Raw genomic sequence first — 22,274 nt, forward strand, 5'->3', positions numbered from 1 at the left:
GCAAGTTCAGCTCGACGGTATACGGGGATCCTGCACCAGATAGAACGTCCAGCGCGGTGTGTAGTCGGTGATCAGGTAATCGAATTTTGCTGTCTTCAGCGGGTCGATCTTGCCGCTCTTGAACAGCAGCCGGTCATAGGGTTCGAAGTCGCGATCGAAATCGGCAAAGCTGCTCGACCAGATGTTGTCAGGCGTCTTGTTGCGCTGGTCGAATGACAGGCCGTCGCCGAACACGCTCGGCCGGTGGAGCACCTCCTGGAGCTCGAACTGGAACTCGACCCAGGCCTGGCCGCTGTTGTTGAGCACGTCGATGCGCATATACATGAGGCCGTTGGCAAATTGGCCCGCGGTGCCGAACGGCTGGATCGGCTTTGTCGTGCGGATAGTCAGTGTCACCGGCGTTGCCGAATTCAGCTCTTCGGTGATGACAAGCGGGTCCTCCTTTGTCCCGACGCCCGAGGCGCTGGTGATGCGGAAGCCGCCGAGCTCGTCGGAAAAGGAGTAGGCTCCGGCCGCCCAGACCCTTTGCGGCTCGGCATGTGCGCCAATGGGCGCCAGCGGCAAAGGGGCCAAAACGAGCGCCCGGCAAATCCGTCCGGGCGAGGAAAAAAAGCGCGTCGATGAAAAGCCAGTCGGCCCGTATATGCGCATGGCGCGAAGTATGGACGATAAGCAAGCCGTCGAACAATTAAAAACGTGAGGGCGACGGCTCTCTTTTGGAAATGAGCCTGGCCCAGATCGATGTTCGGGTGGACCCCAAATCGCGATTTTGTAGTACGATGCGCGACTTTTTGACGAAATCGGCATTGTCACGTCAGCGCCGGTTTCGCGTCGCGAATTGATGCGCTATGCAGCGGATAAGCCAGCAAGATGCGCAAATGCGCTCGCATGACCCCAAAAAGTGAAATCACTTTTTGGAAAGGATCATGCGAAAATAAAAGTTGCCAGAGTGTCCTTTGCGCGTCCAATGGGCGCGCGGCACTCTGGGCAGTGAGGGGTTGATGAGCGATATCGAACGCGAAAGCATGGAATTCGACGTGGTCGTCGTCGGCGCCGGTCCGGCCGGCCTCGCCGCCGCGATCCGTCTCAAGCAGGTCAATCCCGAGCTTTCCGTCGTCGTTCTGGAAAAGGGTGGCGAAGTCGGCGCCCACATCCTTTCCGGCGCCGTCGTCGACCCGATCGGCATCGACCGGTTGTTGCCGGGCTGGCGCGAGGAGGAGGGTCATCCTTTCAAGACGCCGGTGACGGCAGACCATTTCCTGGTCCTCGGCCCCGCCGGTTCGTTCCGTCTGCCCAACATCCTGATGCCGCCGCTGATGAACAATCATGGCAACTACATCGTTTCCCTCGGCAATGTCTGCCGCTGGCTGGCGACCAAGGCCGAGGCGCTGGGCGTCGAGGTCTATCCGGGCTTTGCCGCCGTGGACCTCATTTACAGTGACGAGGGCGCGGTTACCGGCGTCGTCACCGGCGATATGGGCGTCGAGAAGGACGGCACGCATGGCCCGGGCTTCGCGCCGGGCATGGCGCTGATGGGCAAATATGTGCTGATCGGCGAGGGCGCGCGCGGCTCGCTGGCCAAGCAACTGATCGCCAAATACCATCTTTCCGACGGCCGCGAGCCCGGCAAATATGGCATCGGCCTCAAGGAGCTCTGGCAGGTCAAGCCGGAGAACCACCGGCCAGGCCTTGTCCAGCACTCCTTCGGCTGGCCGCTCGACATGAAGACCGGCGGCGGCTCCTTCCTCTACCATCTGGAGGACAACCAGGTGGCGGTCGGCTTCGTCGTCCACCTCAACTACAAGAACCCCTATCTGTCGCCGTTCGACGAGTTCCAGCGCTTCAAGACCCATCCGGCGATCAAGGGCACATTCGAGGGCGGCAAGCGGCTGGGCTATGGCGCCCGCGCCATCACCGAGGGCGGCTGGCAGTCGGTGCCGAAACTGTCCTTCCCCGGGGGCGCGCTGATCGGGTGTGCCGCCGGCTTCGTCAACGTGCCGCGCATTAAAGGATCGCACAATGCCGTGCTCTCAGGAATGCTGGCGGCCGAGCATGTCGCCGAGGCGATCGGCGCCGGTCGCGGCAATGACGAACTGGCTTCTTACGAGGCGGCATGGCGGGCGACCGACATCGGCAAGGATTTGAAGAAGGTGCGCAACGTCAAGCCATTGTGGTCGCGCTTCGGCACCGTCGTCGGCGTCGGCATTGGCGGCCTCGACATGTGGCTGAACACGCTGTTCGGCTTTTCGCCCTTCGGCACGCTGAAGCACGGCAACGCCGACTATGCGACGCTGGAACCGGCCGCCAAGCATAAGAAGATCGTCTATCCGAAGCCGGACGGCGTGCTCACCTTCGACCGCCTGTCGTCGGTGTTTCTCTCCAACACCAACCACGAGGAAAACGAGCCTGTCCACCTGCTGGTCGCGGATATGGATCTGCAGCAGCGTTCCGAGCACGATGTCTTTGCTGGGCCCTCGACACGCTACTGCCCGGCCAGCGTCTACGAATGGGTCGACAAGGATGGCAACGCCGCCGCCGATCCCGAGGCGAAGGACGTGCGCTTCGTCATCAACGCGCAGAATTGCGTCCACTGCAAGACTTGCGACATCAAGGACCCGAACCGAAACATAACCTGGGTCCCGCCACAAGGTGGCGAGGGACCTGTCTACCAGAACATGTAGCTTATCAAACGGCAGTCCGCCAGAATCGCCGCGTCGGTCTCGACCGTCAGTCGGTGAGGCCCGCTACATTTGCGGCCTCTAAAAAACGTTGAAGCGGCGCGGCGCTTGTGGTTCCCTTCCTTTCTAACCCGGAGAGATGACCATGCGCGTGGCGGTCCTGACGTGCCTTGCAGCGATTGGCGCCTTGTGCGGCTTCGCACCATCGGCATCGGCTGACACGAAGGTGCTGGTCAAGACCCGGACCTACGACATATCAGGAACCACGGGCGCCGCCCTGATCGAGGCCATGGACCGCAAGGGTCCAAAGAGGCACGGCTTCATGACACACGCCATCGCGCTGACCGCCTATACCGTAAATTGGGACCTTGAGGTTCGCAGGGAGGGTGGTGTCTGCCATCTGCGGCAGGCCAATGGGACACTCGATCTCACCTACACCTTGCCCCGCATGGCCTCAGCCGCGACGCCGGCGCTTCAGAAGCGCTGGAAGCGGTTTTTCGCGGGCGTTCGTGCCCACGAGCATAGCCACGGCCGCATCGCCAGGACAATGATGCGGGCCACCGAGAAATCGATCACTGGATTGGAGTTCGCCGACAACTGGTTGTGCAGCAAGACGCACCGCGAGGCGAGGCGCCGGATCAAGGCCGTCTATGCCGAATACGAGGCGAAACAGAACGCCTTCGACGCGCGCGAGCATCGCGACGGCGGCCATGTCGAGCACCTCGTTGGTGCCCTGCGCAAGCAGTAGGCGCTCAGCTTCGAAACTTGCCGTTCTGTGTCACGGAAGCGGTCGCGGTTTCATCTTCGTCGACCGGCTTTTTCTCTTCCGGCCTAAGCGAGAATTCCACCATCACCGGAAGATGGTCGGAGCCTGTGCCTTCCAGCCTCGACACCGAATGGATGAGAACCGCGCCCTTGCTGAAAACCTGGTCGATCGGCAATCCGGCGAAGCGCAGGAAATCCGGCAGCTTGATATAGAGCCAGGTCGGCCCCGGCGAAGGCACCACTGTCAGCTTGCCAAGATCTGCGACGCGCCGGACGGCGGCACTCCACGGCACTGCGTTGCAATCGCATGCTAGGATCGACGTCTCGCCAAGCGAGGCGAGTTCCTCCGACAATCCGCCGATCTGCCGTGATTGGTTGCGCGGCCATGGCCAGGTGAGGTGCATGGCGGCGACGTCGAAGTCGGTTCCGCCGAAATCGACCGTCGCGATGGCCATCGCACCGCGCCTGTCGCAGCGCGGTTGCGTACCGGCGGCAAACGGTCGTCTGGACAGCAGCGCAACGCCGAACACGCCATTGGGGTAGGGGCAGAGGATCCGGTAGGGGTAGGCGCTGGCAATATAGCCAAGCTCGGTCGTCCACATCTCCGACACTTCATCGAGAGCGATCACGTCCGGATTGGTCCGGCCGATCAGCGACAGCACTTTCTTCGGCGTCGGATTGTTGAACCGCAGGTTCATCTGCAGCAGGCGATAGACCGGCTGGTCATCGGGGTAGACCGTCTGGTCACCGGGGTTAACTTCGTAGGCTGCCTGGACCGGCCATAGGCGGGGCACGGGCAGCGCGTTCGACGTGGTGGCAAAGGCAGCCACGGCAAAGAGCAGCGCTGTGGCCGCCTGCAGGCGAAATGAAGTCACGAGCAGCGGCAGCGCGCAAAGCGCCATCAGCACGGCAAGATGGACGCGGAAATGGGCGAAGGAATCGAAGGCCGGATGCAGCGTTCCGAAAAACCCGGCCACCAGCGCAACCGAGCAGCCGAGCATTGCGACGAATGCCACCGACGCCATCATGTTTCGAACGCGTGCCATCTACTTTGCTTATCGGCAGAAATGCAGCCAATCAAGATGACGAAATGCCCTGCCGCGATGTTATCATGCCGGCCATGCTCAGGCCGATGAAGCCGATCGGTCCTACTGGAACGCCGTTTCCGAAAAGCTTCTGAGCTTGCGCGAATGCAACCGTTCCATCGGCATCTCGGCCAGCTTTTCCATCGCCCTGATGCCGATGGTCAAATGCTGTGCCACCTGCCGCTTGTAGAACTCGGTCGCCATGCCAGGCAGCTTCAATTCGCCATGCAGGGGCTTGTCGGAGACGCAAAGCAGGGTGCCGTAGGGCACGCGGAAACGGAAACCATTGGCTGCGATCGTCGCCGATTCCATGTCGAGCGCGATCGCTCGTGACTGCGACAGCCGCTGCACCGGCCCACGCTGGTCGCGCAGCTCCCAGTTGCGGTTGTCGATGGTGGCGACGGTGCCGGTGCGCATGATACGTTTGAGGTCGTAGCCGGAAAGGCCGGTGACTTCGGCGACCGCCTCTTGCAGCGCCACCTGGATTTCAGCCAGCGGCGGGATCGGCACCCAGACCGGAAGGTCATCGTCCAGAACATGGTCTTCCCGCACATAGGCGTGCGCCAGCACATAGTCGCCCAGCGCCTGGGTGTTGCGCAGGCCGGCGCAATGGCCGAGCATCACCCAGGCATGCGGCCTGAGCACCGCAATGTGGTCGGTGATAGTCTTGGCGTTGGAGGGGCCGACACCGATATTGACCATGGTGATGCCGCCATGGTTCGGCTTCTTCAGATGATAGGCCGGCATCTGCGGCAGGCGCGGCGGCGCCACCCCAGCGCCAGGCGCGTTTTGCCCAGCCTTGGTGACGACGTTTCCCGGCTCGACGAATTCGACATATCCGCCGCCGCCCTTCGCCATCAGCTCATGCGCACGGGCGACGAACTCGTCGATATAGAACTGGTAGTTGGTGAACAGCACGAAATTCTGGAAATGCTGGGGACTGGTCGCCGTGTAGTGCGACATCCGGTGCAGCGAATAGTCGATGCGTTGCGCCGTGAACGCCGCCAGTGGCCTGGCTTCGCCTAACGCCACTTCGAACGTGCCGTTGGCAATCTGGTCGTCGGTGCCGTCGAGATCCGGCACGTCGAACAGGTCACGGATCGGCCGCCTGATGCGCTCGGCTGCGGTGCCGTCGACATGGGAGCCTTCCAGGAACGCGAAATGCAGCGGGATGGGCGTCGTCGATTCCGAAACCGTGACTGGAACGCCGTGATTGCGCATGATCAGGCTAAGCTGTTCGGTGAGATAGCGTTCGAAAAGGGCAGGCTGGGTGATGGTGGTCGAGAAATGCCCAGGCGTCGGCATATGGCCGTATGCCTGCCGCGAGTCGATCTGGGTGAACGAAGTCGTGGTGACGCCGACCTCGGGATAGAAGGCCCGGTAGCGCTTGTTGTTGTCGCCGCCTGCAGCGAGCGCCGTAAACGAATCGCGCAGGAATTTGGTGTTGCGGTCGTAAAGGACCTGCAAGGCCGCGACGGCCTTTCCGGCATCATTGAAGCTCTGCCGGCCAAACGGCTCCGGCATCACGACTGAGTCTATGGCTTGGGGATAGATTCGCTTTTCCATGACCCAATATAGAGGCTTGGCCATGCGGTTGGGAGGGGTATGCCGCCTTGAACGCGGCCAAAACATCGTTTTTTCTTTTTCAGTGATTTCGATGAAGGTCGATTGGGATTTCGATGAAGGTGGATTGGCTCTAACCACGCCGCAGGCTGATCAACAGCACAAAGCCGACGCCGTTCTTCTTCAACGCCGGCGCTTCGATCGTCGATCCGGCATCGGCGCGCATCGAGGGCACGGCCAGAACCGGTGCCGAAAGCACGGCCAGGATAAGCGCCGCCCGAGGCAGGAGTCGAAGGGTTTTCAGGGCGTTGGCGACGATGCGGTTCATGGCTTTTGCTTTTGTCTCTCGAGGTCTTTGTCGGTTCAGGGGCGAAAATGGTTCACGCAACCGAACCGGCAGGAATTGGCCTGGTCCCGGGAGCGGGCCGGACGGCCTGCCTCGGCGACGAGGATGGCGAACAACATTCCGAACAGGCTCAGCAGCAGGCAGACGATGGTGAAGCGGCGAGCGAGCATTGCGTGGTGTCTCCTTCAATACGCACGAAAATGCCCGAGCCCGACTGAACCGGCTCTGATGCCAGCGTTCATCCGCGGTTCAAATTCATTGACGGGGTGTTGAGTGCCCGCCGCCCACCGCGCCGTCGCCGGCCACGAGCGTCGCCGCAGTCTTGCTGCTGTTCCCGATCTTGCTGGTGATACGGATGAAGGACGCGCAAAAATTGCTGTTAAGTGCAGAAGGCGCGCGGCTCGCACGATCGATCCGTCCCAAACAGACGGCGAAAGCAAAAACGGGGCCTTCGCGGCCCCGTTTTCAAATTTGTGGCAGCGGAAACGATCAGAGCTTGTGCCAGGTCTGGCTCCTGCAGATCAGTCCGCCGAGCACGCAGCCGCTCATCTTGAGCGAGGCGCCTGAGACCGAGGCCTTGCCTGAATAGGTCTTGTCGGTTTCCGGGTCGGTTATGGTGCCCGTATATTTGTCGGCGCCGGACACCTTGAACGAACCGATGCGCTTGCCGGCAAACTTGCCTGATTTGAGCGTGATGGAAAATGCGCCGCCGCCGCCAGCAATGGCGGCAGTCGAACCGGCTTGCGTTTTCCAGTTGCCTTCGATCGGATCGGCCCAAGCCGTGCCGGCCATGATCAATGTGGCCGCAAGGGCCATGCTGATTTTGCGAAACATGTTTCCTCCCTGTGGGCTTCCGGTCGGATGTTCCGCCCGCCGGTCTGCCCTTTACGCAAACGTAAGCTAATCCACCTCCCGGCAAAACAAAAGCGGTGCCGCTGGGGAAGACTTCAGGATTTTCTGGCCGCCCGAGACGGTCTCGTCGGCGAAAAATGAAACGACGGGTATGCTGGCTTTGTCTCCCGTGGTTAGCGGAGTCTTGATTTGCGCCTCGCAAATTTTCGTCAAATTTAGCCCAAACCGGCGAAATTGCTGGCTTTGCATCCTTAACGAATTCCCGCGTTTACCTCTTGTTTTAGCTTTGTTTTCCTCAAATTAAGCACGCCACTTAACGACGGATTCAAGCCTCCGGTTCATTCTCGAAAGCATCGAAAGAGCGGCCGCCCCAAGGGTTATCAACAGATACCAAGGGACAGAAGGAGGCAGCTCTCGGGAGCCTGACAGGGGCTAGAACAGGGGATTGAAATGGCACGTTTTGAAATGCCTGAAGCCGGCTTCGGCGCCATGGGGGCAACTGCCCAGGCCGACATTCTTTTCGAACTGGGCATGATGTATGCGACCGGCCGCGATTGCGAGACCGATGTCGTCGCCGCCCACAAATGGTTCAACATCGCTGCGATCAAGGGCTCGGTCCGCGCCGCGGAACTGCGCTCGGAATTGTCGGCCGCCATGTCGAAGGTCGAGATCGCCAGGGCGCTGCGTGAAGCCCGCGAATGGATGACGATGCACTAAGTTGGCCCTGAGTTCATCGGGCCCTGAGTTCATCAGGCATTGAGATCACCGACAGGGACGCTTCAGGTCGAGGCCGCGCAAGACGGCCGGACCGGCAAGAACAAGGCCGCGCAAGACGGTCTCACCAACAATGACAAGAAAGCGGCAGGCCGATACGGCCAAGCTGCGCGACGACAGGGAAGGCGAGCGGTTTTCGGGCGCGGGCGCGTTCGGGGATGGTTCGATCGACGAAGCCGCGACCGGCCGGAACAAGGCCGGCGCGGCTTTTGCGTTTTCGGGACCATGATCCCAGAAAGTGGAACCGGTTTTTGGAAAAAGATCATGGTCAAACAGAAAGGTGCAGGCCCAATCGAGTGCTGGCGATGCGCCTAGACAGGCTTGGCGAAGGGTGAAATTCTCCCGCCCACTCTGGAAGAGGCGCGGCCGGTGCGGCCGCGCGAGAGTGGAGGAATATCACCATGAAAAAGTTGGGTATTTTGAGCGCGGCCATAGTAGGCCTGATGATGAGTGCACCGATTGCCTTCGCTGACGACATCACCTTTTCGGTGGTCGGACCGATGACCGGTCAGCTTGCCACCATCGGCGACCAGTTCAAGCAGGGCGCGCAAGCCGCCGCCGACGCGATCAACGCGGCCGGCGGTGTCGACGGCCGCCAGATCAAGCTCGACGTCCAGGATGACCAGTGTGATCCGAAACAGGCGGTTTCGGTCGCCAACCGCATCGTTGCCAACGGCGTCAAGTTCATCGATGGCCATGCCTGCTCGGGCTCGAGCATTCCGGCCTCGGCCGTCTACGCCGAAGCCGGCGCGCTGATGATGAGCCCGGCTTCGTCCAACCCGGTACTGACCGACGCGGCCGCGAAAGCCGGCTGGCCGACGATCATGCGCCTCTATACGCGCGACGATGCCCAGGGCGCTTTCATCGGCCCGTGGATCGCCAAGAAATATGCCGGCAAGAACGTCGTCATCATGCACGACAAGAGCGCCTATGGGCAGGGCGTGGCCGATGCCGTCAAGGCAACGATGAACCAGAACGGTCTCAACGAGATACTCTACGAGGGCATCAACGCCGGTGAAAAGGACTACGCGGCGCTTGTCACCAAGCTGAAGGACCTGAAGGCTGACGTCATCTATTTCGGCGGCTATCACCCCGAAGCCGGCCTCATCCTGCGCCAGTCGGCGGAACAGAACCTGAAGTATCAGTTGATCATGCCGGACTCGATTGCCACGCCGGAATTCTGGCAGGTTGCCGGTCCGGCCGGCGAAGGCACCATGTTCGTCTTCCCGTCGGATCCGCAGGCGAAGCCCGAAGCCAAAGAGGCCGTCGAAAAGATCAAGGCGGGCGGCTTCGTGCCCGAGGGCTTCACGCTGTTCTCCTATGCCGTGATCCAGGCCTTTGCCGAGGGCATCAAGCGCGCCGGCAGCGACGACCCGGCCAAGGTTGCCGAGGCATTGAAGAACGGCGAGCCGATCAGCACCGTCGTCGGCTCGGTCACTTTTGACGAAAAGGGCGACCTCAAGAACGTCAGCTACGACATCAACCAGTGGCACGACGGCAAATACGCGCCGATCCAGCCGTAACAACTGGCATAGCCTGCGGTAAACGGAGATGGCCGGGTCTGACCCGGCCATTTTCATTTGGGCGGTGCGTTTGTGGCGCGTGTCGACGTCGCCTTATGGATGGGGAACAGCGGTCAGCCGTGGGCTTCCTCGGCAAAACGCACCAGCACCGTCCCGTCGGTGACCTGCGCCCCCTCGGCCGCGATTTCGGCGATTACCCCATCATGGGTAGCGGCGATGGTGTGCTCCATCTTCATCGCTTCCAGGATCAGCAGCGGCTGGCCCTTGATGACGACCTCGCCCTTGGCTGCACGCACCAGCTTGACCAGACCCGGCATCGGCGCCCGCAGGCTGTCTGAACCGGCGGCGATTTCGTCGGCCCTTGCCAACGGGTCCGGCACCGCGAAGCTGTAACCGACGGCGCCTTCGAACACGGTGACGTTGCCTGGCCAGCGGGCGAGGCGAGGGGCGGCGCGAAGATCAAGCGGATTGGCGCTGTCATAAGGCGGGTCCAGTGCCACTTGGAAGCGCCCGTCCGGCCGCATTACCGACACAAGCGCGACGATCTCGTCCTCGCCGTAGCGCAGCCGCGTGCGCCGCGGAACAGTGTGGAAATGCGCATAGCCGGCAAGCGACGACCACGGGTCGTTGGACGGCGCCTGAGCCCCGGCCCCGGATGCCGCAAATGCAGCTGCGGCGACGATCTCGCTGCTCGGCGGCGGGACTGCGGTCAGTGCTTGCTGATGCCTGCCGATCAGACCGGTATCGACATCGCCTGCCGAAAAATCCGCGTCAGCGGCAAGAGCCGCGAGAAAGGCGGTGTTGACGGTCGAGCCGGCGATCTCGGTCCGCGAAAGGGCTATGCCCAAGGCTTCGAGCGCCGCCTGCCTGTTCTTGCCGTGCACCACCAACTTGGCGATCATCGGGTCGTAGAAGGGCGAGATGACATCGCCCGCCCGCACACCGGTCTCGATCCGCATGCTGGCGCCCTCGGGCGCAGTATCCGGAAATTTCAGGTGATGCAGCGTGCCCGTCGCCGGCAAAAAACCCTTTGCCGCGTCCTCGGCATAGATGCGCGCCTCGAAGGCGTGACCGGAGAGCGTGATCTCGCTCTGCGTTTTCGGCAGCTTTTCGCCGGCGGCCACCCGCAACTGCCATTCGACCAAATCGGCTCCGGTGACCATTTCTGTGACGGGATGCTCGACCTGCAACCGGGTGTTCATTTCCATGAACCAGAAGCGGTCGGCCTTCAGCCCTTGCGAGGCGTCGACGATGAACTCGATCGTGCCGGCGCCGGAATAGTTGATCGCCTTGGCGGCCTTCACCGCCGCCTCCGTCATCGCCTTGCGCAATGCCGGTGTCATGCCGGGGGCGGGGGCTTCCTCGATCACCTTCTGGTGGCGGCGCTGCGCCGAGCAGTCGCGCTCGTAGAGATGCACGACATTGCCGAAGATGTCGCCGAACACCTGGACCTCGATGTGGCGCGGCTTCTCGACATATTTCTCGACCAGCACGCGGTCGTCGCCGAAAGCGGCCTTGGCCTCGCGCCGCGCACCCGACAACGCCTCGGAAAAGTCGTCGGGATGTTCCACGCGCCGCATGCCCTTGCCGCCGCCACCGGCGCGCGCCTTGATCAGAACGGGATAGCCGATCTCGCGTGCCTTGGAGGCGAGCAGCACGATCTCCTGCGCCTCGCCGTGATAGCCGGGCACCACCGGCACCCCGGCCTTCTCCATCAGCCGCTTGGCCGCGTCCTTCAGCCCCATGGCGCGGATCGAGGCGGCCGACGGGCCGATGAAGACGAGCCCGGCTGCCGTCACCTGGTCGACGAAATCAGGGTTTTCCGACAGAAAACCGTAGCCGGGATGGATGGCTTCCGCGCCGGTGGCCAAAGCCGCCGCGACAATCTTGTCGCCGCGCAGATAACTTTCGCCGACAGGCGAGGGACCGATATGCACAGCTTCGTCGGCCATCTCGACATGCAGGGCCCCGGCGTCGGCGTCGGAATAGACGGCAACGCTACGCACGCCCAACTTGCGTGCCGTGCGGATCACCCGGCAGGCGATCTCGCCGCGGTTGGCGATCAGGATTTTGGCGAACATGGGACCTCCAAAGCCAGAGCTTGCCGCCAACGGCGCGAATGCTCCTTCACGCGAGCTGTGGCAACACCCTGCTTTGCAGTCCGGCCATTGTCAAAGTATCGGTAAGCGAGGACTGCTTACTTGGAGGCTGCGACCTCGCAACCCCCACCTGTCGTGACCTTGTAACTGTTGCGGGTGGCCTGACAGGATTTCAATGCCAGCTCTTCGGCAGCTTTCTGTGACGGTGCATTCAAGCGCGACCCGCAGATGATGTACAATGAAGTCACCCGCATGTATGGGGTGGTCGCATAAGCTGAATGGCCGCTGGCCGCTACATAGGCGTTGTAAGCCTTGGTACACGGATCCTTCGAGTTCCGCGGCAAAAACGGGTGGAAACGGGTGTCGCCTTTGCTTCCCGCCAACGATTCCGCCGCTCCGATGCCAGGTGCCGTGAGTATAAGAAATCCTGCAAGTATCGATGTAATTGTTCTCTGGACGTATCTCGGTTTCATTTTTCCCCCTTGGAATGAACTGAGGCAACAGGCATTGCTACTTGGAGGCGGCGATGCTGCAGACTCCCGCTGTCGTGACCTTGTATTGCTTCCTGGCGGATTGACAGTCTTTCAGCGCCAGCGTCTCTGCAGCCTTTTGCGACGATGCATTCGCACGTGCGCAAACCACGAACTCGGTCGCCCAATTGAAGGGGGTCGACGCATAGGCGGAATGGCTGCCAGTCGCCACATAGGCCTTGTATGCCTTCTGACAGCCTCCCGTAGAGCCCGGCGCGAAATACACAGGGTAGCGGCTGTCGCCTTTGCTTCCCGCCAGCGATTCGGCTGCACTAGCGTCAGGTGCCGCTAACATAAGCAATCCTGCAAGTACAGACATAGTTGTTTTCTGAAAAAGCGGCAGTCTCATCTTCGCCCAATCCCCATTGGTATTTGCAATGAGCAATAGCCGCGATTCTTTCATCTGGCCAGATCGGTGAATGAAAATAAATCTGAAAACTATGGATGGATTTTCTTACCTGTGCCGGTCACGCTCCGCCAAGCAGCAACGCCTGCTCGTATAGTTCCGCCGTTTGCTGGTCGAAGCAGCAGAAGATGACGGTTTCCGGGATCGCGTTTTGGCCGATGAAGGCACGCAGGGTGCCAACGGCGATCTGCGTCGCCTGGTCCTTTGGATATCGGTATACACCGGTCGAGATCGCCGGAAATGCCACCGTCCGGCAACCCTTGGCGGCGGCAAGTTCGAGCGACCGGCGATAGCAGGAGGCCAACAACTCGGCTTCGCGTTTGCCGCCGCCTTGCCAGACCGGCCCGACCGTGTGGATGATGTAGCGTGCCGGCAGCCTGTAACCCTTGGTGAGCTTAGCGTCGCCGACTTTGCAGCCATTGAGTGTTCGGCATTCCGCCAGAAGTTCAGGGCCGGCCGCTCGATGAATGGCGCCGTCAACGCCACCGCCGCCCAAGAGCGAGGTGTTGGCGGCGTTGACGATGGCATCGACCGCCAGCTTCGTGATGTCGCCGATATGAACGCGAATCCTCTGATCGCTTTCGCTCATCGTCACATCCTGAACACGCCGAACCTTGTCTCCTCGATCTCGGCGTTGAGCGCCGCGGAAAGGCTGAGCGCCAGCACCTCGCGCGTCTTGGCCGGATCGATTATGCCGTCGTCCCAGAGGCGGGCTGACGAATAGAGCGGGTGGCCCTCATGCTCGTATTTCATCAGGATCGGCTTCTTGAATTTCGCCTCTTCCTCCGCGCTCCATTCGCCACCCTTGCGCTCGATGCCCTCGCGCTTGACGACCGCAAGCACGGTTGCCGCTTGCTCGCCGCCCATCACCGAAATGCGGGCATTAGGCCACATCCAAAGAAAACGCGGCGAATAGGCGCGTCCGCACATGCCGTAATTGCCGGCGCCGAACGAGCCGCCGATGATCATGGTCACCTTCGGCACGCGCGCCGTGGCGACGGCCATCACCAGCTTGGCGCCGTCCTTGGCGATGCCGCCGGCCTCGTATTTTCGCCCCACCATGAAACCAGTGATGTTCTGCAGGAAGATCAGCGGGATCTTGCGCTGGCAGCACAGCTCGATGAAATGCGCACCCTTCAGCGCGCTTTCGGAGAACAGCACGCCGTTGTTGGCGATGATGCCGACCGGCATGCCGTTGAGATGGGCAAAGCCAGTGACCAGCGTGGTGCCGTAATTCTGCTTGAACTCGTCGAACTCGGAGCCGTCGACGATGCGCGCGATCACTTCGCGCACGTCATAAGGCTGGCGCAGATCCGTCGGCACGATGCCGTAGAGCTCATCGGCTGCATGAAGCGGCGGAATCGGATCGCGAAGTGCCAGCCCGATCTCCTTCTTTCGATTCAGGTTCTTGACGATGCGGCGTGCGATCGCCAGCGCATGCTCGTCGTCCAGCGCATAGTGGTCGGCAACGCCGGAAAGCCGCGTGTGCACATCGGCGCCACCCAACTCCTCCGCGCTGACATCCTCGCCGGTGGCGGCCTTCACCAGCGGCGGGCCGCCGAGGAAGATGGTCGCCTGGTTGCGCACCATGATCGTCTCGTCCGACATCGCCGGCACATAGGCGCCGCCCGCCGTGCACGAACCCATGACGCAGGCGATCTGCGGTATGCCTGAAGCCGACATGTTGGCCTGATTGTAGAAGATGCGGCCGAAATGGTCGCGGTCGGGGAACACCTCGTCCTGGTTGGGCAGATTGGCGCCGCCGCTGTCGACCAGATAGACGCAAGGCAGTTTGTTTTGGAGCGCGATCTCCTGCGCGCGCAGATGCTTCTTCACCGTCAGCGGATAATAGGTGCCGCCCTTCACCGTGGCGTCGTTGACGACGACCATGACTTCGGTGCCTTCGACACGGCCGATGCCGGCGATGAGGCCGGCCGATGAGATGTCTTCGCCATACATCGACCACGCCGCGAACTGGCCGATCTCGAGAAATGGCGAGCCGGTGTCGAGCAATTGCGATAGGCGCTCGCGCGGCAAAAGCTTGCCGCGGCTCTGGTGCCGTTCGCGCGCTTCGTCCGAGCCGCCACGCTCGACGGTTGCCGCCTTTTCCGCAATGTCAACGACCAGCGCCCGCATGCGCTCGGCATTGGCGCGGAAGGTGTCGGAGGCGGGCGAGATCTGCGAGGTGAGGGTGGTCATGGCGTTACCGGATCAGTTCGATCTTGCAGCCGATATCCAGGTCGCCCCAGTCGCGATCGGCGGTGACGGCAATGGCATTCTCGCAAATTGCCAGTGCGAGGCAGGCCCGGTCGCCCAACGACAAGCCGCGATGTCGCGTCAGCTCGCGAAGCTGCCCGGCTGCGATGCCCATCGCTTCGTCGAAGACGGCGACCGGCATGCCGAGGCTGGCGAGGTCGTCCGCGGCCTCCTCCATGCTGCGTCCTCTGTCGATCAGCTTGGCGATGATTTCGGCCGCATTGACGGAACTGCATTGTGCGTCCGGCGCGAAACCCAAGGCGATATCGGTGCCTTTCTCGTTGAGCAGGATCGCAAGCGCCGCGGAGCTGTCCATGACGTAGGGTTTCACTTCGCTCCCTTCCTCGCCGTTCCTTCGGCATGAAGCCGGTCCAAACGCTCATCGCTTCGGCGCTGTTCTTCGCGCCGCTCCTTGAGAAATTCGTCGACGACGCTTTCGCCCGGCTTTTTCAAAGCCGACAATTCCGCCTGGACGCGCCGCAGATTTTGGAGCCACGACCTTACCCGCAACTCGCCGTTCTCGACATGAAGGATCAAGTCCTCACCAGGCTTCACGCCCATTTCCTCGCGCATCGCTGCCGGGATAACGAAGCGTCCGCCTTCGCCAAGTTTCACGCGCTCGCGTTTCGCTGGAACCCGGAGCGGAGCCTTCCGAGATCCGGCCTCGAATTGCGTTTGCGGATTTTCGTCAAACCCAGCTTTTCTCGTTCCGCTCGCCATTGTCGCCTCGTTCCAGAAACGTGCCATATTTCGAATATATGGCATGTTGTACTATAAATGGCAATTTTCAAGATAGTGCCACTACATTCCCTCTGCCATGATTTCCCGCCCGATCAGCCAGCGGCGGATTTCGCTGGTGCCGGCGCCGATCTCGTAGAGCTTGGCGTCGCGCAAAAGCCGGCCGGTCGGATAGTCGTTGATGTAGCCATTGCCGCCCAGTAGCTGGATGGCGTCGAGCGCCATCTGCGTCGCCTTCTCGGCTGCGAACAGCACGCAAGCGGCGGAGTCCTTGCGGCTCGTCTGGCCGCGGTCGCAGGCGGCGGCGACGGCATAGACGTAGGCGCGTGCGGCGTTCATCACCGTATACATGTCGGCGAGCTTGCCCTGCACCAGTTGGAACTCGCCGATCGGCTGCCCGAACTGTTTGCGTTCGTGCACATAGGGGACCGCCACATCGAGGCACGCCGCCATCAGCCCGATCGGACCGCCGGCGAGCACGGTGCGCTCGTAATCGAGGCCCGACATCAGCACTTCGACGCCGCGCCCTTCCTCATGCAGCACATTGTCGAACGGCACCTCGACATCCGAAAAAACCAGTTCGCCGGTGTTCGAGCCGCGCATGCCGAGCTTGTCGAGCTTTTGCGCCACGGAAAAGCCGGCCATCGACTTTTCGACGATGAAGGCGGTAATCCCGCGCGAACTGAGTTCCGGATCGGTCTTGGCATAGACGACCAATGTCTCGGCATCCGGGCCGTTGGTGATCCACATCTTGGTGCCGTTGACCACGTAGCGGTCGTTGCGCTTTTCGGCGCGCAGCTTGAGCGACACGACGTCGGAGCCGGCGCCGGATTCCGACATTGCCAGCGCGCCGACCTTTTCGCCGCTGCACAGCGTAGGCAGATATTTTTCCTTCTGTGCCGGCGTCGCCCAACGATTGATCTGGTTGACGCAGAGGTTGGAATGGGCGCCGTAGGAGAGGCCGACCGAGGCCGAGGCACGCGAAATCTCCTCCATTGCGACCACATGGGCGAGATAGCCCATGCCGGTGCCGCCGAAATCCGGATCGGCGGTGATGCCGAGCAGGCCGAGCCCACCGAATTCGCGCCACAGATGCGCCGGAAACTCATTCGAGCGGTCGATCTCGGCGGCGATCGGCGCGATCTTTTCCTGGGCGAAGCGCCGCACCAGGTCGCGCAGCGCCTCGATGTCTTCGTCAAGTCCGAAGTTGAGTGTGTGCGTGTACATGCCGTTCCTCCCGGCGCATGGCCCCGAAATCGAATTCGATTCCGATTTCGGGAGGGACCATGCGCAAAATCAAAGTGCTACAGCGTCCTTGCGCGTTCGAAGGCGCGCACGGCGCCGTAGGTCGTAGTCGCGCCATGGGCTGCCCCAACCAGGCGCATCGTCATTGAAAGATATGTGGCGGTTACCTCCGAGATCGATAGCCGCTCGCCTGGCCGGAACCAGACGATGACGCCGGTCATCATCTGGATCAGAGCCATGGCCGTCAGCCCGGTGTCTTCGACGCTGAAGACGCCAGCTTCTGCGCCGTCGCGCAGAATGGCGCGCAGTTCCTTTTCATAGGCCGTGCGCATGCGCAGGACCTGCGTCAGGCGGTCATGCGACAGGCTGCGCAATTCCATGTTCGAGACATGGGTGGAGTGGCGCCGCTCGATGTGGAAGGCGATGTGGTTTTCGACATAGGCGGCAAGCCGCGTCGCCGGATCGGCCACGGTCGGGCGCGCCGCGTCCCACGCCTCGATCAGCCCTTCCATGTGCTCGCGCATCAGCGTGAACAAGAGGTCTTCCTTGGTCGGGAAATAGCGGTAGAGCGCGGCCGCCTGCACGCCGACCTCGGCGGCCAGCTGGCGCATCGACATCGCCTCGTAGCCAAGACGCGCGATCAGGCTGACCGCCGCCTCGCGGACCGCTGCTTCGGTCTTTTCCCCGTCGGAACCGGTCGTGCGCGCCATGGTCACCTCATCGAGAGGTGCAATAATAAAACGAACGTTCAATTAATTCAAGATCTGAATGCATTGCAGGATAGGGATTGTGTTTTTTCGAATGGTTGACTAAGTCAAATAATATGGTGATGATCTGGGTGTAGAATTTCCTGAGAAGGAGCCCGACATGCCGGATGTGCGGAATGCGATGGTCACCGAAATCCGCCATTTCAACCGGTTTTACACCAGCTTGATCGGGCTGCTCGACGAGACCTTGATGCAGAGTACCTACACGCTAACCGAGGCGCGGGTGCTGTTCGAGCTGGGTCACCGGGCGGGCGTCGGCGCTGCCAACCCGAGCGGCGAGGCAGGGTTTCTCGCGCAGGCATTCCATCTCGATCTCGGGCCGGCGGCGTCCTCGATTGCCGGCGAACTCCGGCTGGACCCGGCCTATGTCACGCGGATCCTCAGAAAATTCGCCGCCATGGGCCTGACCGAACTGCGTGCAGACCCGGGCGACCGGCGTCGGCGCATCCTGTCGCTGTCCGCGCGGGGAAACTCGGAGCTGGCCACGCTTCAGTCGGCGGCGGATCGCGATCTCACCCGGCTGACGGCTGGCCTGGCCGACAACGAAGCCGCCGAGCTTGCGGACGCCTTGAAGCGGGTCATGTGCCTGCTCGGTGACGGGGGGAAATAGCGGCAGGCCGAAACGACGACTTTGCGATCCTCAGTTCCCCCGAGCCGCCGCCAGCGCACCGGGCAGCTCCTCGGCAAAGATGTCGAGCTCGTGGTCGAGGCCGACGCTGACCCGGATGCAGCGGTCGAGCACCGGCACCATCGGCTTGCGGATGAACACGTCACGCGACAGCAGCGCCTGCAGCACACTTAGCGCGAAGGCGCCGTCGCCGCCGCAGTCTATGGTGACGAAATTTGTTGCCGAAGGCAGCGGCTTCAGCCCGTTCGCTTCGGCTATCTCTGCGATGCGCCGGCGGCCGGCAGCGACCCGCGCCACCACACTCTCCAGATAGTCTTGATCGGCAAGCGCCTCGACGCCGGCGATCTGCGCCATGCGGCTGACGCCGTAATGGTTGCGGATCTTCTCGAAATCGCGGATCACCTGGGCGTCCGCCACCGCATAGCCGCAGCGTATGCCGGCCAATCCGTAGGCCTTCGAGAAGGTACGCATGCGGATGACGTTCGGCCTGGAGATATCGATCGACGGCAGCGCCGAGGCCGGGCCCATCTCGCCATAGGCCTCGTCGAGCACCAGCATGGTGGTTTCTGGCAGGGCTTCGATGAAGCGGACGAGCTCGGCCGCCTCCCACCAGCTTCCCATCGGATTGTCTGGGTTGGACAAATAGACCAGCGGCGCGTTTTCCTTGGCGACCGTAGCCAATAGGCCGTCCAGGCTTTCCCGGTCGTTCTCGTAGGGAACCGCGACCAGCCGGCCACCGACGCCGGCAATATGGAAGTTGAAGGTCGGATAGGCGCCGAGCGAGGTGACCACCGCATCGCCGGGCGCCACATACATGCGCGCCACGAGGCTGAGCAAACCGTCTATGCCTTCGCCGACAACCACGTTTTCGGCGCTGACGCCGAGATGCGCGGCGACGGCCACCTTCAAATCGTGATTGTCGGGGTCGCAATACATCCACATGTCGCGGGCGACACCGGCCATGCGGGCGATGACGCGCGGCGACGGCCCGAAACTGCTCTCATTGGCGCCGATGCGGGCGCGAAACGCGCGGCCGCGGTCCCGCTCCTGCGCCTCCGGGCCGACAAACGGCACCGTCGAAGGAAGCGCGCTGATGATTGGCGTGAGGGGAGGGCGCTGGCGCATGGCAAAGGCTCGTTCCAAAGGGGCTTCTTGCTAGCGCGGCACAGTTGGCCGCGCAAGCTCCCCTTGGCTGCAACCAGCATGCTGGATTTTCCCCGCTCGTTTTGCTAGCGAGATATCATGAACAATCGACTCCCGCCTGCCTGGTCCAAGCACCTCAAGCCCGGCCCCGCGCCAAAAGCGAAGGCGCCGATACTGACGCCGATAGTGAATCAAGGAAACGCTCAATCGCGTGCGCAGGCCGACGACGCGCTGCTGAAACAGGCATATATCCATCAGCAGGCAAAGCGCCTCGACGAGGCTCAGGATCTATGCCTTCGCGTTCTGGCGCGCACACCAAACCATCCGCTCGCGTTGTACATCTTGGGGACCTTATATCTGGGTTATGATAATGAGATGGCCTTGCGATATTTCGCACGGGCGGTCGGCGAGGAACCTAAAAACGCCTATTACCACCTCAGCCTGGGCGAGGCCTATGTGAAGGTCAGCGAATATTCGCCAGCAATCAAGCATATGCAGTACGCCTTGAAACTGCAGCCGGACCTTATCGAGGCACTTTGTGCACTGGGGCGCGCTTACATAGCGTTTGACAAACCAGACATGGCATTGCCGCTCTACGAGAAGGCGCTGAAAATCAACCGCGACCATCCCAAGGTTCGAGCGGGTCTGGCCAGCGCGCTTAGCGGCCTGGGGCGCATGGATGAAGCCGCCGTCTACCTGAAAGAAGCGATCGAACGTCGCATTGAGGTGCCGAGCGCCTACAACGACCTTGTACAGACGCGAAAGTTCACCGAAGAGCCTGAGGAACTCCAATTCATCCTTCGTGAACTCGCCAGCCCGAAGCTCCATCCAGCCGGCGCGCTGCAACTCCATTATGCCGCCGGCAAGGTGCTGAACGACCTCAAGCGCTATAGTGAGGCATTCGACCATTTCAACAAGGCGAAACAGGCCTCCGGCTACGAGTTCGATATCGACTTGTATCGTCGCTGGGTCGACTCGATGATTGAAATCTTCACGCCGGACTTTTTAGCTACCAGGGCCGGCTATGCAAATCCTTCCGAAGTGCCTGTGTTCGTGGTTGGCATGCCCCGCTCGGGGACGACGCTGACGGAGCAGATCTGCGCCAGCCATCCAGTTGTTCATGGTGCAGGGGAGCTTAGCAAATTAAGGCGGGTCGCGAATGCAATCGGCCTCAAAACCTCAGCGGCTGGGAATTTGAACCAGCCAATCATGTCGATCACGGAAGACCTGTCCAGAACCTTGGCCGAAGAGCACCTGTCCTATTTGCGGGAGCGGGCGCCTGCCGCGCTTCGCGTCGTCGATAAGGAGCCGCACAATTTTGAACTGATCGGCCTTATCGGCCTTCTCTTTCCCAACGCGCGCATCATTCATTGCCGTCGTGACGCCATCGACAATTGCGTCTCTTGCTTTGTCCTCAACTTCAGCGAGGGACACAGCTACAATACCGACCTGAAAACACTAGGCCTGTATTATCGCGAATATGACCGCCTGATGCGGCATTGGAACGAGGTTTTTCCCGGCCTCATCTTCGAAAATCGCTACGAAACACTGGTTGAGGACCAGGAGGCGCAGTCGCGCCGCCTCATAGATTATCTCGGGCTGCCTTGGGATGACGCCTGCCTGCGCTTTTTCGACAGGGATGGTTCGGTCAACACGCCCAGTCGCTGGCAGGTTCGGCAACCGATTTACAAATCGTCCGTCAAGCGCTGGAAGAATTATGAAAACGAAATTCAGCCGCTGATACAGTCGCTGGGCGATCTTGCAGAGATTTGACTTGAGGTAGGCGGTCCGCGTTGGGGGGGGCACGAGACTCTGGATCGCATAGGTTCGCTACCAACCGACCTTCAGCCGCCAAGCGCTGCTGCGGTGCAGAATCTTTCGAGACGCTGGAGGGACAGCGCGCCCCTCTGGCCTGCCGGACAGAGGGGGCGCGAAGGATCGCCAGCCTTTGAGTTAACCTGTTTCCAAGTGAGGACCGCATGCATCCCAGGGGCTGCGCTCCCGCTTTGCGTTCGCTCCGCCCTGGGACGACGAAGGCATGGTGGCTTTTGGCCAATCGCCAGTGTTGGAGATTGGCGGCTGCAGGCCGATCTAACAGAGAACGATCCATGGCCGGTATCAGCGGCGCATGCATACGCAATTTGACAGCCAGGCCGATACGAAAAAACCCGGCGGTTGCCCGCCGGGTTCGAGTTCAGTCAGACGATGCTGATTAGAACGAGCGCTGGAAGCGGAGCTGGCCGCCAAAGCTGTCCTCGTCGTCCGCACCGGTCCAGTTGGAGAAGCCGGCCTCGCCGAACTCTCCGGCGTGCAAGTAGGAGGCTTCCGCCGTGATCGTCAGGCCGGGGACGATGTCATAGGCGATGTTCGCCACGACGCCGAGGTTTTCGCCCTCGTCATACGAGATCTGGGTGTTGAACGAGGTCTTCTCGTTGATGGTGTAGGTGCCACCACCCCAGACTGCCCAATTGCCGCTCCACAGCTTGTACATGCCGCGGCCGCCGGCGGGGAATCTCCAGTCCGGATCCGTGAGGTTGTCGTCCGTGCCGTAGCCGGCCATGATAAACAGCGACAGGTTCTCCATCGGCGTGATGTCGAGGCGAACCTTGCCGGCCACCTCTTCGTAGGCGCTGTCGTAAGCAACGACGCCGGTGATCGCGCCCCAGCCCTGCGTCCACTTCACGCCGCCGACGACATGCGGAACGTAGCTGTCGATCGTGAAGGGGCCGTAGCCTTCTTCGAGCGAGACGACGGCGGAGAAGCCGTTGCCGGCGTCGAAGTAGTACTGGACGACGTTGGTGTCGAAGCCGCCATAGGGAACCAGCGTATCGTTCATGACGTTGCCGGCGTAGCCGATGAACGTATCGAAGGCCGAT

General features: G+C 61.6%; 23 protein-coding genes. 7 read left to right on the top strand and 16 right to left on the bottom strand.

The annotated features are described in order from the left end of the window. Positions 1 to 6 precede the first annotated feature (6 nt). Positions 7 to 651, bottom strand: coding sequence for a hypothetical protein (locus CIT25_RS21895; RefSeq protein WP_095486568.1), 645 nt, complete (start codon positions 649 to 651; stop codon positions 7 to 9). A gap of 350 nt (positions 652 to 1,001) precedes the next feature. Between CIT25_RS21895 and CIT25_RS21900 the strand changes: the two genes are divergently transcribed. Both CIT25_RS21900 and CIT25_RS21905 read left to right on the top strand, forming a co-directional pair. Continuing rightward, positions 1,002 to 2,681, top strand: coding sequence for an electron transfer flavoprotein-ubiquinone oxidoreductase (locus CIT25_RS21900; protein WP_095486569.1), 1,680 nt, complete (start codon positions 1,002 to 1,004; stop codon positions 2,679 to 2,681). Positions 2,682 to 2,823: 142 nt separating this feature from the next. Continuing rightward, positions 2,824 to 3,426: a DUF922 domain-containing protein gene (locus CIT25_RS21905; RefSeq protein WP_095486628.1), complete on the top strand. Its 603-nt coding sequence runs from the start codon at positions 2,824 to 2,826 to the stop codon at positions 3,424 to 3,426. 4 nt (positions 3,427 to 3,430) lie between these two features. On the opposite strand, the gene CIT25_RS21910 is transcribed toward CIT25_RS21905, so the two are convergent. From CIT25_RS21910 to CIT25_RS21925, 5 genes are all read right to left on the bottom strand, one after another. Then, positions 3,431 to 4,489: an endonuclease/exonuclease/phosphatase family protein gene (locus CIT25_RS21910; protein WP_095486570.1), complete on the bottom strand. Its 1,059-nt coding sequence runs from the start codon at positions 4,487 to 4,489 to the stop codon at positions 3,431 to 3,433. 102 nt (positions 4,490 to 4,591) lie between these two features. Further along, entirely contained in the window at positions 4,592 to 6,052 is a 1,461-nt protein-coding gene (locus CIT25_RS21915; protein WP_245329932.1) for an AMP nucleosidase, read from the bottom strand. 172 nt (positions 6,053 to 6,224) lie between these two features. Then, the gene (locus CIT25_RS21920) at positions 6,225 to 6,419 is read right to left on the bottom strand and encodes a hypothetical protein (protein WP_095486571.1); all 195 of its coding nucleotides are present in this window, start codon (positions 6,417 to 6,419) and stop codon (positions 6,225 to 6,227) included. A 35-nt stretch (positions 6,420 to 6,454) separates the two neighbouring features. Continuing rightward, positions 6,455 to 6,607, bottom strand: coding sequence for a hypothetical protein (locus CIT25_RS36925; RefSeq protein WP_164759165.1), 153 nt, complete (start codon positions 6,605 to 6,607; stop codon positions 6,455 to 6,457). Positions 6,608 to 6,926: 319 nt separating this feature from the next. Continuing rightward, positions 6,927 to 7,271 (bottom strand): DUF2147 domain-containing protein, encoded by a 345-nt coding sequence (locus CIT25_RS21925; RefSeq protein ID WP_095486572.1) that lies wholly within the window; start codon positions 7,269 to 7,271, stop codon positions 6,927 to 6,929. Positions 7,272 to 7,739: 468 nt separating this feature from the next. Between CIT25_RS21925 and CIT25_RS21935 the strand changes: the two genes are divergently transcribed. From CIT25_RS21935 to CIT25_RS21940, 3 genes are all read left to right on the top strand, one after another. Beyond that, entirely contained in the window at positions 7,740 to 8,006 is a 267-nt protein-coding gene (locus CIT25_RS21935; RefSeq protein ID WP_027152750.1) for an SEL1-like repeat protein, read from the top strand. Positions 8,007 to 8,136: 130 nt separating this feature from the next. Next, entirely contained in the window at positions 8,137 to 8,292 is a 156-nt protein-coding gene (locus CIT25_RS36420) for a hypothetical protein (protein ID WP_158302626.1), read from the top strand. Positions 8,293 to 8,464: 172 nt separating this feature from the next. Continuing rightward, positions 8,465 to 9,586 (top strand): ABC transporter substrate-binding protein, encoded by a 1,122-nt coding sequence (locus tag CIT25_RS21940; protein WP_095486574.1) that lies wholly within the window; start codon positions 8,465 to 8,467, stop codon positions 9,584 to 9,586. A gap of 113 nt (positions 9,587 to 9,699) precedes the next feature. On the opposite strand, the gene CIT25_RS21945 is transcribed toward CIT25_RS21940, so the two are convergent. The 8 genes from CIT25_RS21945 to CIT25_RS21985 form a co-directional block, all read right to left on the bottom strand. Next, complete coding sequence (locus tag CIT25_RS21945) at positions 9,700 to 11,667, bottom strand: acetyl/propionyl/methylcrotonyl-CoA carboxylase subunit alpha (protein ID WP_095486575.1); 1,968 nt, start codon at positions 11,665 to 11,667, stop codon at positions 9,700 to 9,702. Positions 11,668 to 12,195: 528 nt separating this feature from the next. Then, complete coding sequence (locus tag CIT25_RS21955; RefSeq protein ID WP_245329934.1) at positions 12,196 to 12,618, bottom strand: hypothetical protein; 423 nt, start codon at positions 12,616 to 12,618, stop codon at positions 12,196 to 12,198. A gap of 64 nt (positions 12,619 to 12,682) precedes the next feature. Continuing rightward, the gene (locus tag CIT25_RS21960) at positions 12,683 to 13,210 is read right to left on the bottom strand and encodes an O-acetyl-ADP-ribose deacetylase (RefSeq protein WP_095486576.1); all 528 of its coding nucleotides are present in this window, start codon (positions 13,208 to 13,210) and stop codon (positions 12,683 to 12,685) included. 2 nt (positions 13,211 to 13,212) lie between these two features. After that, positions 13,213 to 14,820 carry a carboxyl transferase domain-containing protein gene (locus tag CIT25_RS21965; protein ID WP_095486577.1) on the bottom strand — a complete coding sequence of 536 codons (1,608 nt, stop codon included), beginning with the start codon at positions 14,818 to 14,820 and terminating at the stop codon, positions 13,213 to 13,215. Between the two features lie 4 nt (positions 14,821 to 14,824). Beyond that, positions 14,825 to 15,208 (bottom strand): type II toxin-antitoxin system VapC family toxin, encoded by a 384-nt coding sequence (locus tag CIT25_RS21970; RefSeq protein WP_095486578.1) that lies wholly within the window; start codon positions 15,206 to 15,208, stop codon positions 14,825 to 14,827. After that, positions 15,205 to 15,492, bottom strand: coding sequence for an AbrB/MazE/SpoVT family DNA-binding domain-containing protein (locus CIT25_RS21975; RefSeq protein WP_245329935.1), 288 nt, complete (start codon positions 15,490 to 15,492; stop codon positions 15,205 to 15,207). The genes CIT25_RS21970 and CIT25_RS21975 overlap by 4 nt, the downstream gene beginning before the upstream one ends. A 186-nt stretch (positions 15,493 to 15,678) precedes the next feature. Next, the gene (locus CIT25_RS21980; protein WP_095486579.1) at positions 15,679 to 16,842 is read right to left on the bottom strand and encodes an isovaleryl-CoA dehydrogenase; all 1,164 of its coding nucleotides are present in this window, start codon (positions 16,840 to 16,842) and stop codon (positions 15,679 to 15,681) included. A gap of 77 nt (positions 16,843 to 16,919) precedes the next feature. Continuing rightward, complete coding sequence (locus CIT25_RS21985) at positions 16,920 to 17,570, bottom strand: TetR/AcrR family transcriptional regulator (protein WP_095486580.1); 651 nt, start codon at positions 17,568 to 17,570, stop codon at positions 16,920 to 16,922. 157 nt (positions 17,571 to 17,727) lie between these two features. On the opposite strand from CIT25_RS21985, the gene CIT25_RS21990 reads away from it, so the two are divergent. Next, entirely contained in the window at positions 17,728 to 18,237 is a 510-nt protein-coding gene (locus tag CIT25_RS21990) for a MarR family winged helix-turn-helix transcriptional regulator (protein ID WP_095486581.1), read from the top strand. Between the two features lie 30 nt (positions 18,238 to 18,267). Here CIT25_RS21990 and CIT25_RS21995 read toward each other — a convergent pair whose 3' ends face one another. Then, the gene (locus tag CIT25_RS21995) at positions 18,268 to 19,380 is read right to left on the bottom strand and encodes a pyridoxal phosphate-dependent aminotransferase (RefSeq protein WP_095486582.1); all 1,113 of its coding nucleotides are present in this window, start codon (positions 19,378 to 19,380) and stop codon (positions 18,268 to 18,270) included. A 117-nt stretch (positions 19,381 to 19,497) separates the two neighbouring features. Between CIT25_RS21995 and CIT25_RS22000 the strand changes: the two genes are divergently transcribed. Further along, on the top strand, positions 19,498 to 21,171 hold the full coding sequence (locus CIT25_RS22000; RefSeq protein WP_095486583.1) for a tetratricopeptide repeat-containing sulfotransferase family protein: 1,674 nt from the start codon (positions 19,498 to 19,500) through the stop codon (positions 21,169 to 21,171). A 439-nt stretch (positions 21,172 to 21,610) separates the two neighbouring features. Here the strand turns inward: CIT25_RS22000 and CIT25_RS22005 are convergent. Further along, positions 21,611 to 22,274, bottom strand: a 664-nt coding sequence (locus tag CIT25_RS22005) for a porin (RefSeq protein ID WP_167391080.1), incomplete at its 5' end; no start/stop codon positions are given.

The organism is Mesorhizobium mediterraneum (assembly GCF_002284565.1).
GTDB lineage: Bacteria > Pseudomonadota > Alphaproteobacteria > Rhizobiales > Rhizobiaceae > Mesorhizobium > Mesorhizobium mediterraneum.

Bases quoted from the DNA above. Each gene is read 5' to 3' on its own strand.
- CIT25_RS21940 (WP_095486574.1), top strand. From the start codon at position 8,465: ATGAAAAAGTTGGGTATTTTGAGCGCGGCCATAGTAGGCCTGATGATG.
- CIT25_RS21945 (WP_095486575.1), bottom strand. From the start codon at position 11,667: ATGTTCGCCAAAATCCTGATCGCCAACCGCGGCGAGATCGCCTGCCGG.
- CIT25_RS21925 (WP_095486572.1), bottom strand. From the start codon at position 7,271: ATGTTTCGCAAAATCAGCATGGCCCTTGCGGCCACATTGATCATGGCC.
- CIT25_RS36925 (WP_164759165.1), bottom strand. From the start codon at position 6,607: ATGCTCGCTCGCCGCTTCACCATCGTCTGCCTGCTGCTGAGCCTGTTC.
- CIT25_RS21960 (WP_095486576.1), bottom strand. From the start codon at position 13,210: ATGAGCGAAAGCGATCAGAGGATTCGCGTTCATATCGGCGACATCACG.
- CIT25_RS21910 (WP_095486570.1), bottom strand. From the start codon at position 4,489: ATGGCACGCGTTCGAAACATGATGGCGTCGGTGGCATTCGTCGCAATG.
- CIT25_RS36420 (WP_158302626.1), top strand. From the start codon at position 8,137: ATGACAAGAAAGCGGCAGGCCGATACGGCCAAGCTGCGCGACGACAGG.
- CIT25_RS21985 (WP_095486580.1), bottom strand. From the start codon at position 17,570: ATGGCGCGCACGACCGGTTCCGACGGGGAAAAGACCGAAGCAGCGGTC.
- CIT25_RS21920 (WP_095486571.1), bottom strand. From the start codon at position 6,419: ATGAACCGCATCGTCGCCAACGCCCTGAAAACCCTTCGACTCCTGCCT.
- CIT25_RS21905 (WP_095486628.1), top strand. From the start codon at position 2,824: ATGCGCGTGGCGGTCCTGACGTGCCTTGCAGCGATTGGCGCCTTGTGC.
- CIT25_RS22000 (WP_095486583.1), top strand. From the start codon at position 19,498: ATGAACAATCGACTCCCGCCTGCCTGGTCCAAGCACCTCAAGCCCGGC.
- CIT25_RS21935 (WP_027152750.1), top strand. From the start codon at position 7,740: ATGGCACGTTTTGAAATGCCTGAAGCCGGCTTCGGCGCCATGGGGGCA.
- CIT25_RS21895 (WP_095486568.1), bottom strand. From the start codon at position 651: ATGCGCATATACGGGCCGACTGGCTTTTCATCGACGCGCTTTTTTTCC.
- CIT25_RS21980 (WP_095486579.1), bottom strand. From the start codon at position 16,842: ATGTACACGCACACACTCAACTTCGGACTTGACGAAGACATCGAGGCG.
- CIT25_RS21990 (WP_095486581.1), top strand. From the start codon at position 17,728: ATGCCGGATGTGCGGAATGCGATGGTCACCGAAATCCGCCATTTCAAC.
- CIT25_RS21900 (WP_095486569.1), top strand. From the start codon at position 1,002: ATGAGCGATATCGAACGCGAAAGCATGGAATTCGACGTGGTCGTCGTC.
- CIT25_RS21965 (WP_095486577.1), bottom strand. From the start codon at position 14,820: ATGACCACCCTCACCTCGCAGATCTCGCCCGCCTCCGACACCTTCCGC.
- CIT25_RS21995 (WP_095486582.1), bottom strand. From the start codon at position 19,380: ATGCGCCAGCGCCCTCCCCTCACGCCAATCATCAGCGCGCTTCCTTCG.
- CIT25_RS21915 (WP_245329932.1), bottom strand. From the start codon at position 6,052: ATGCCGGAGCCGTTTGGCCGGCAGAGCTTCAATGATGCCGGAAAGGCC.
- CIT25_RS21955 (WP_245329934.1), bottom strand. From the start codon at position 12,618: ATGAAAGAATCGCGGCTATTGCTCATTGCAAATACCAATGGGGATTGG.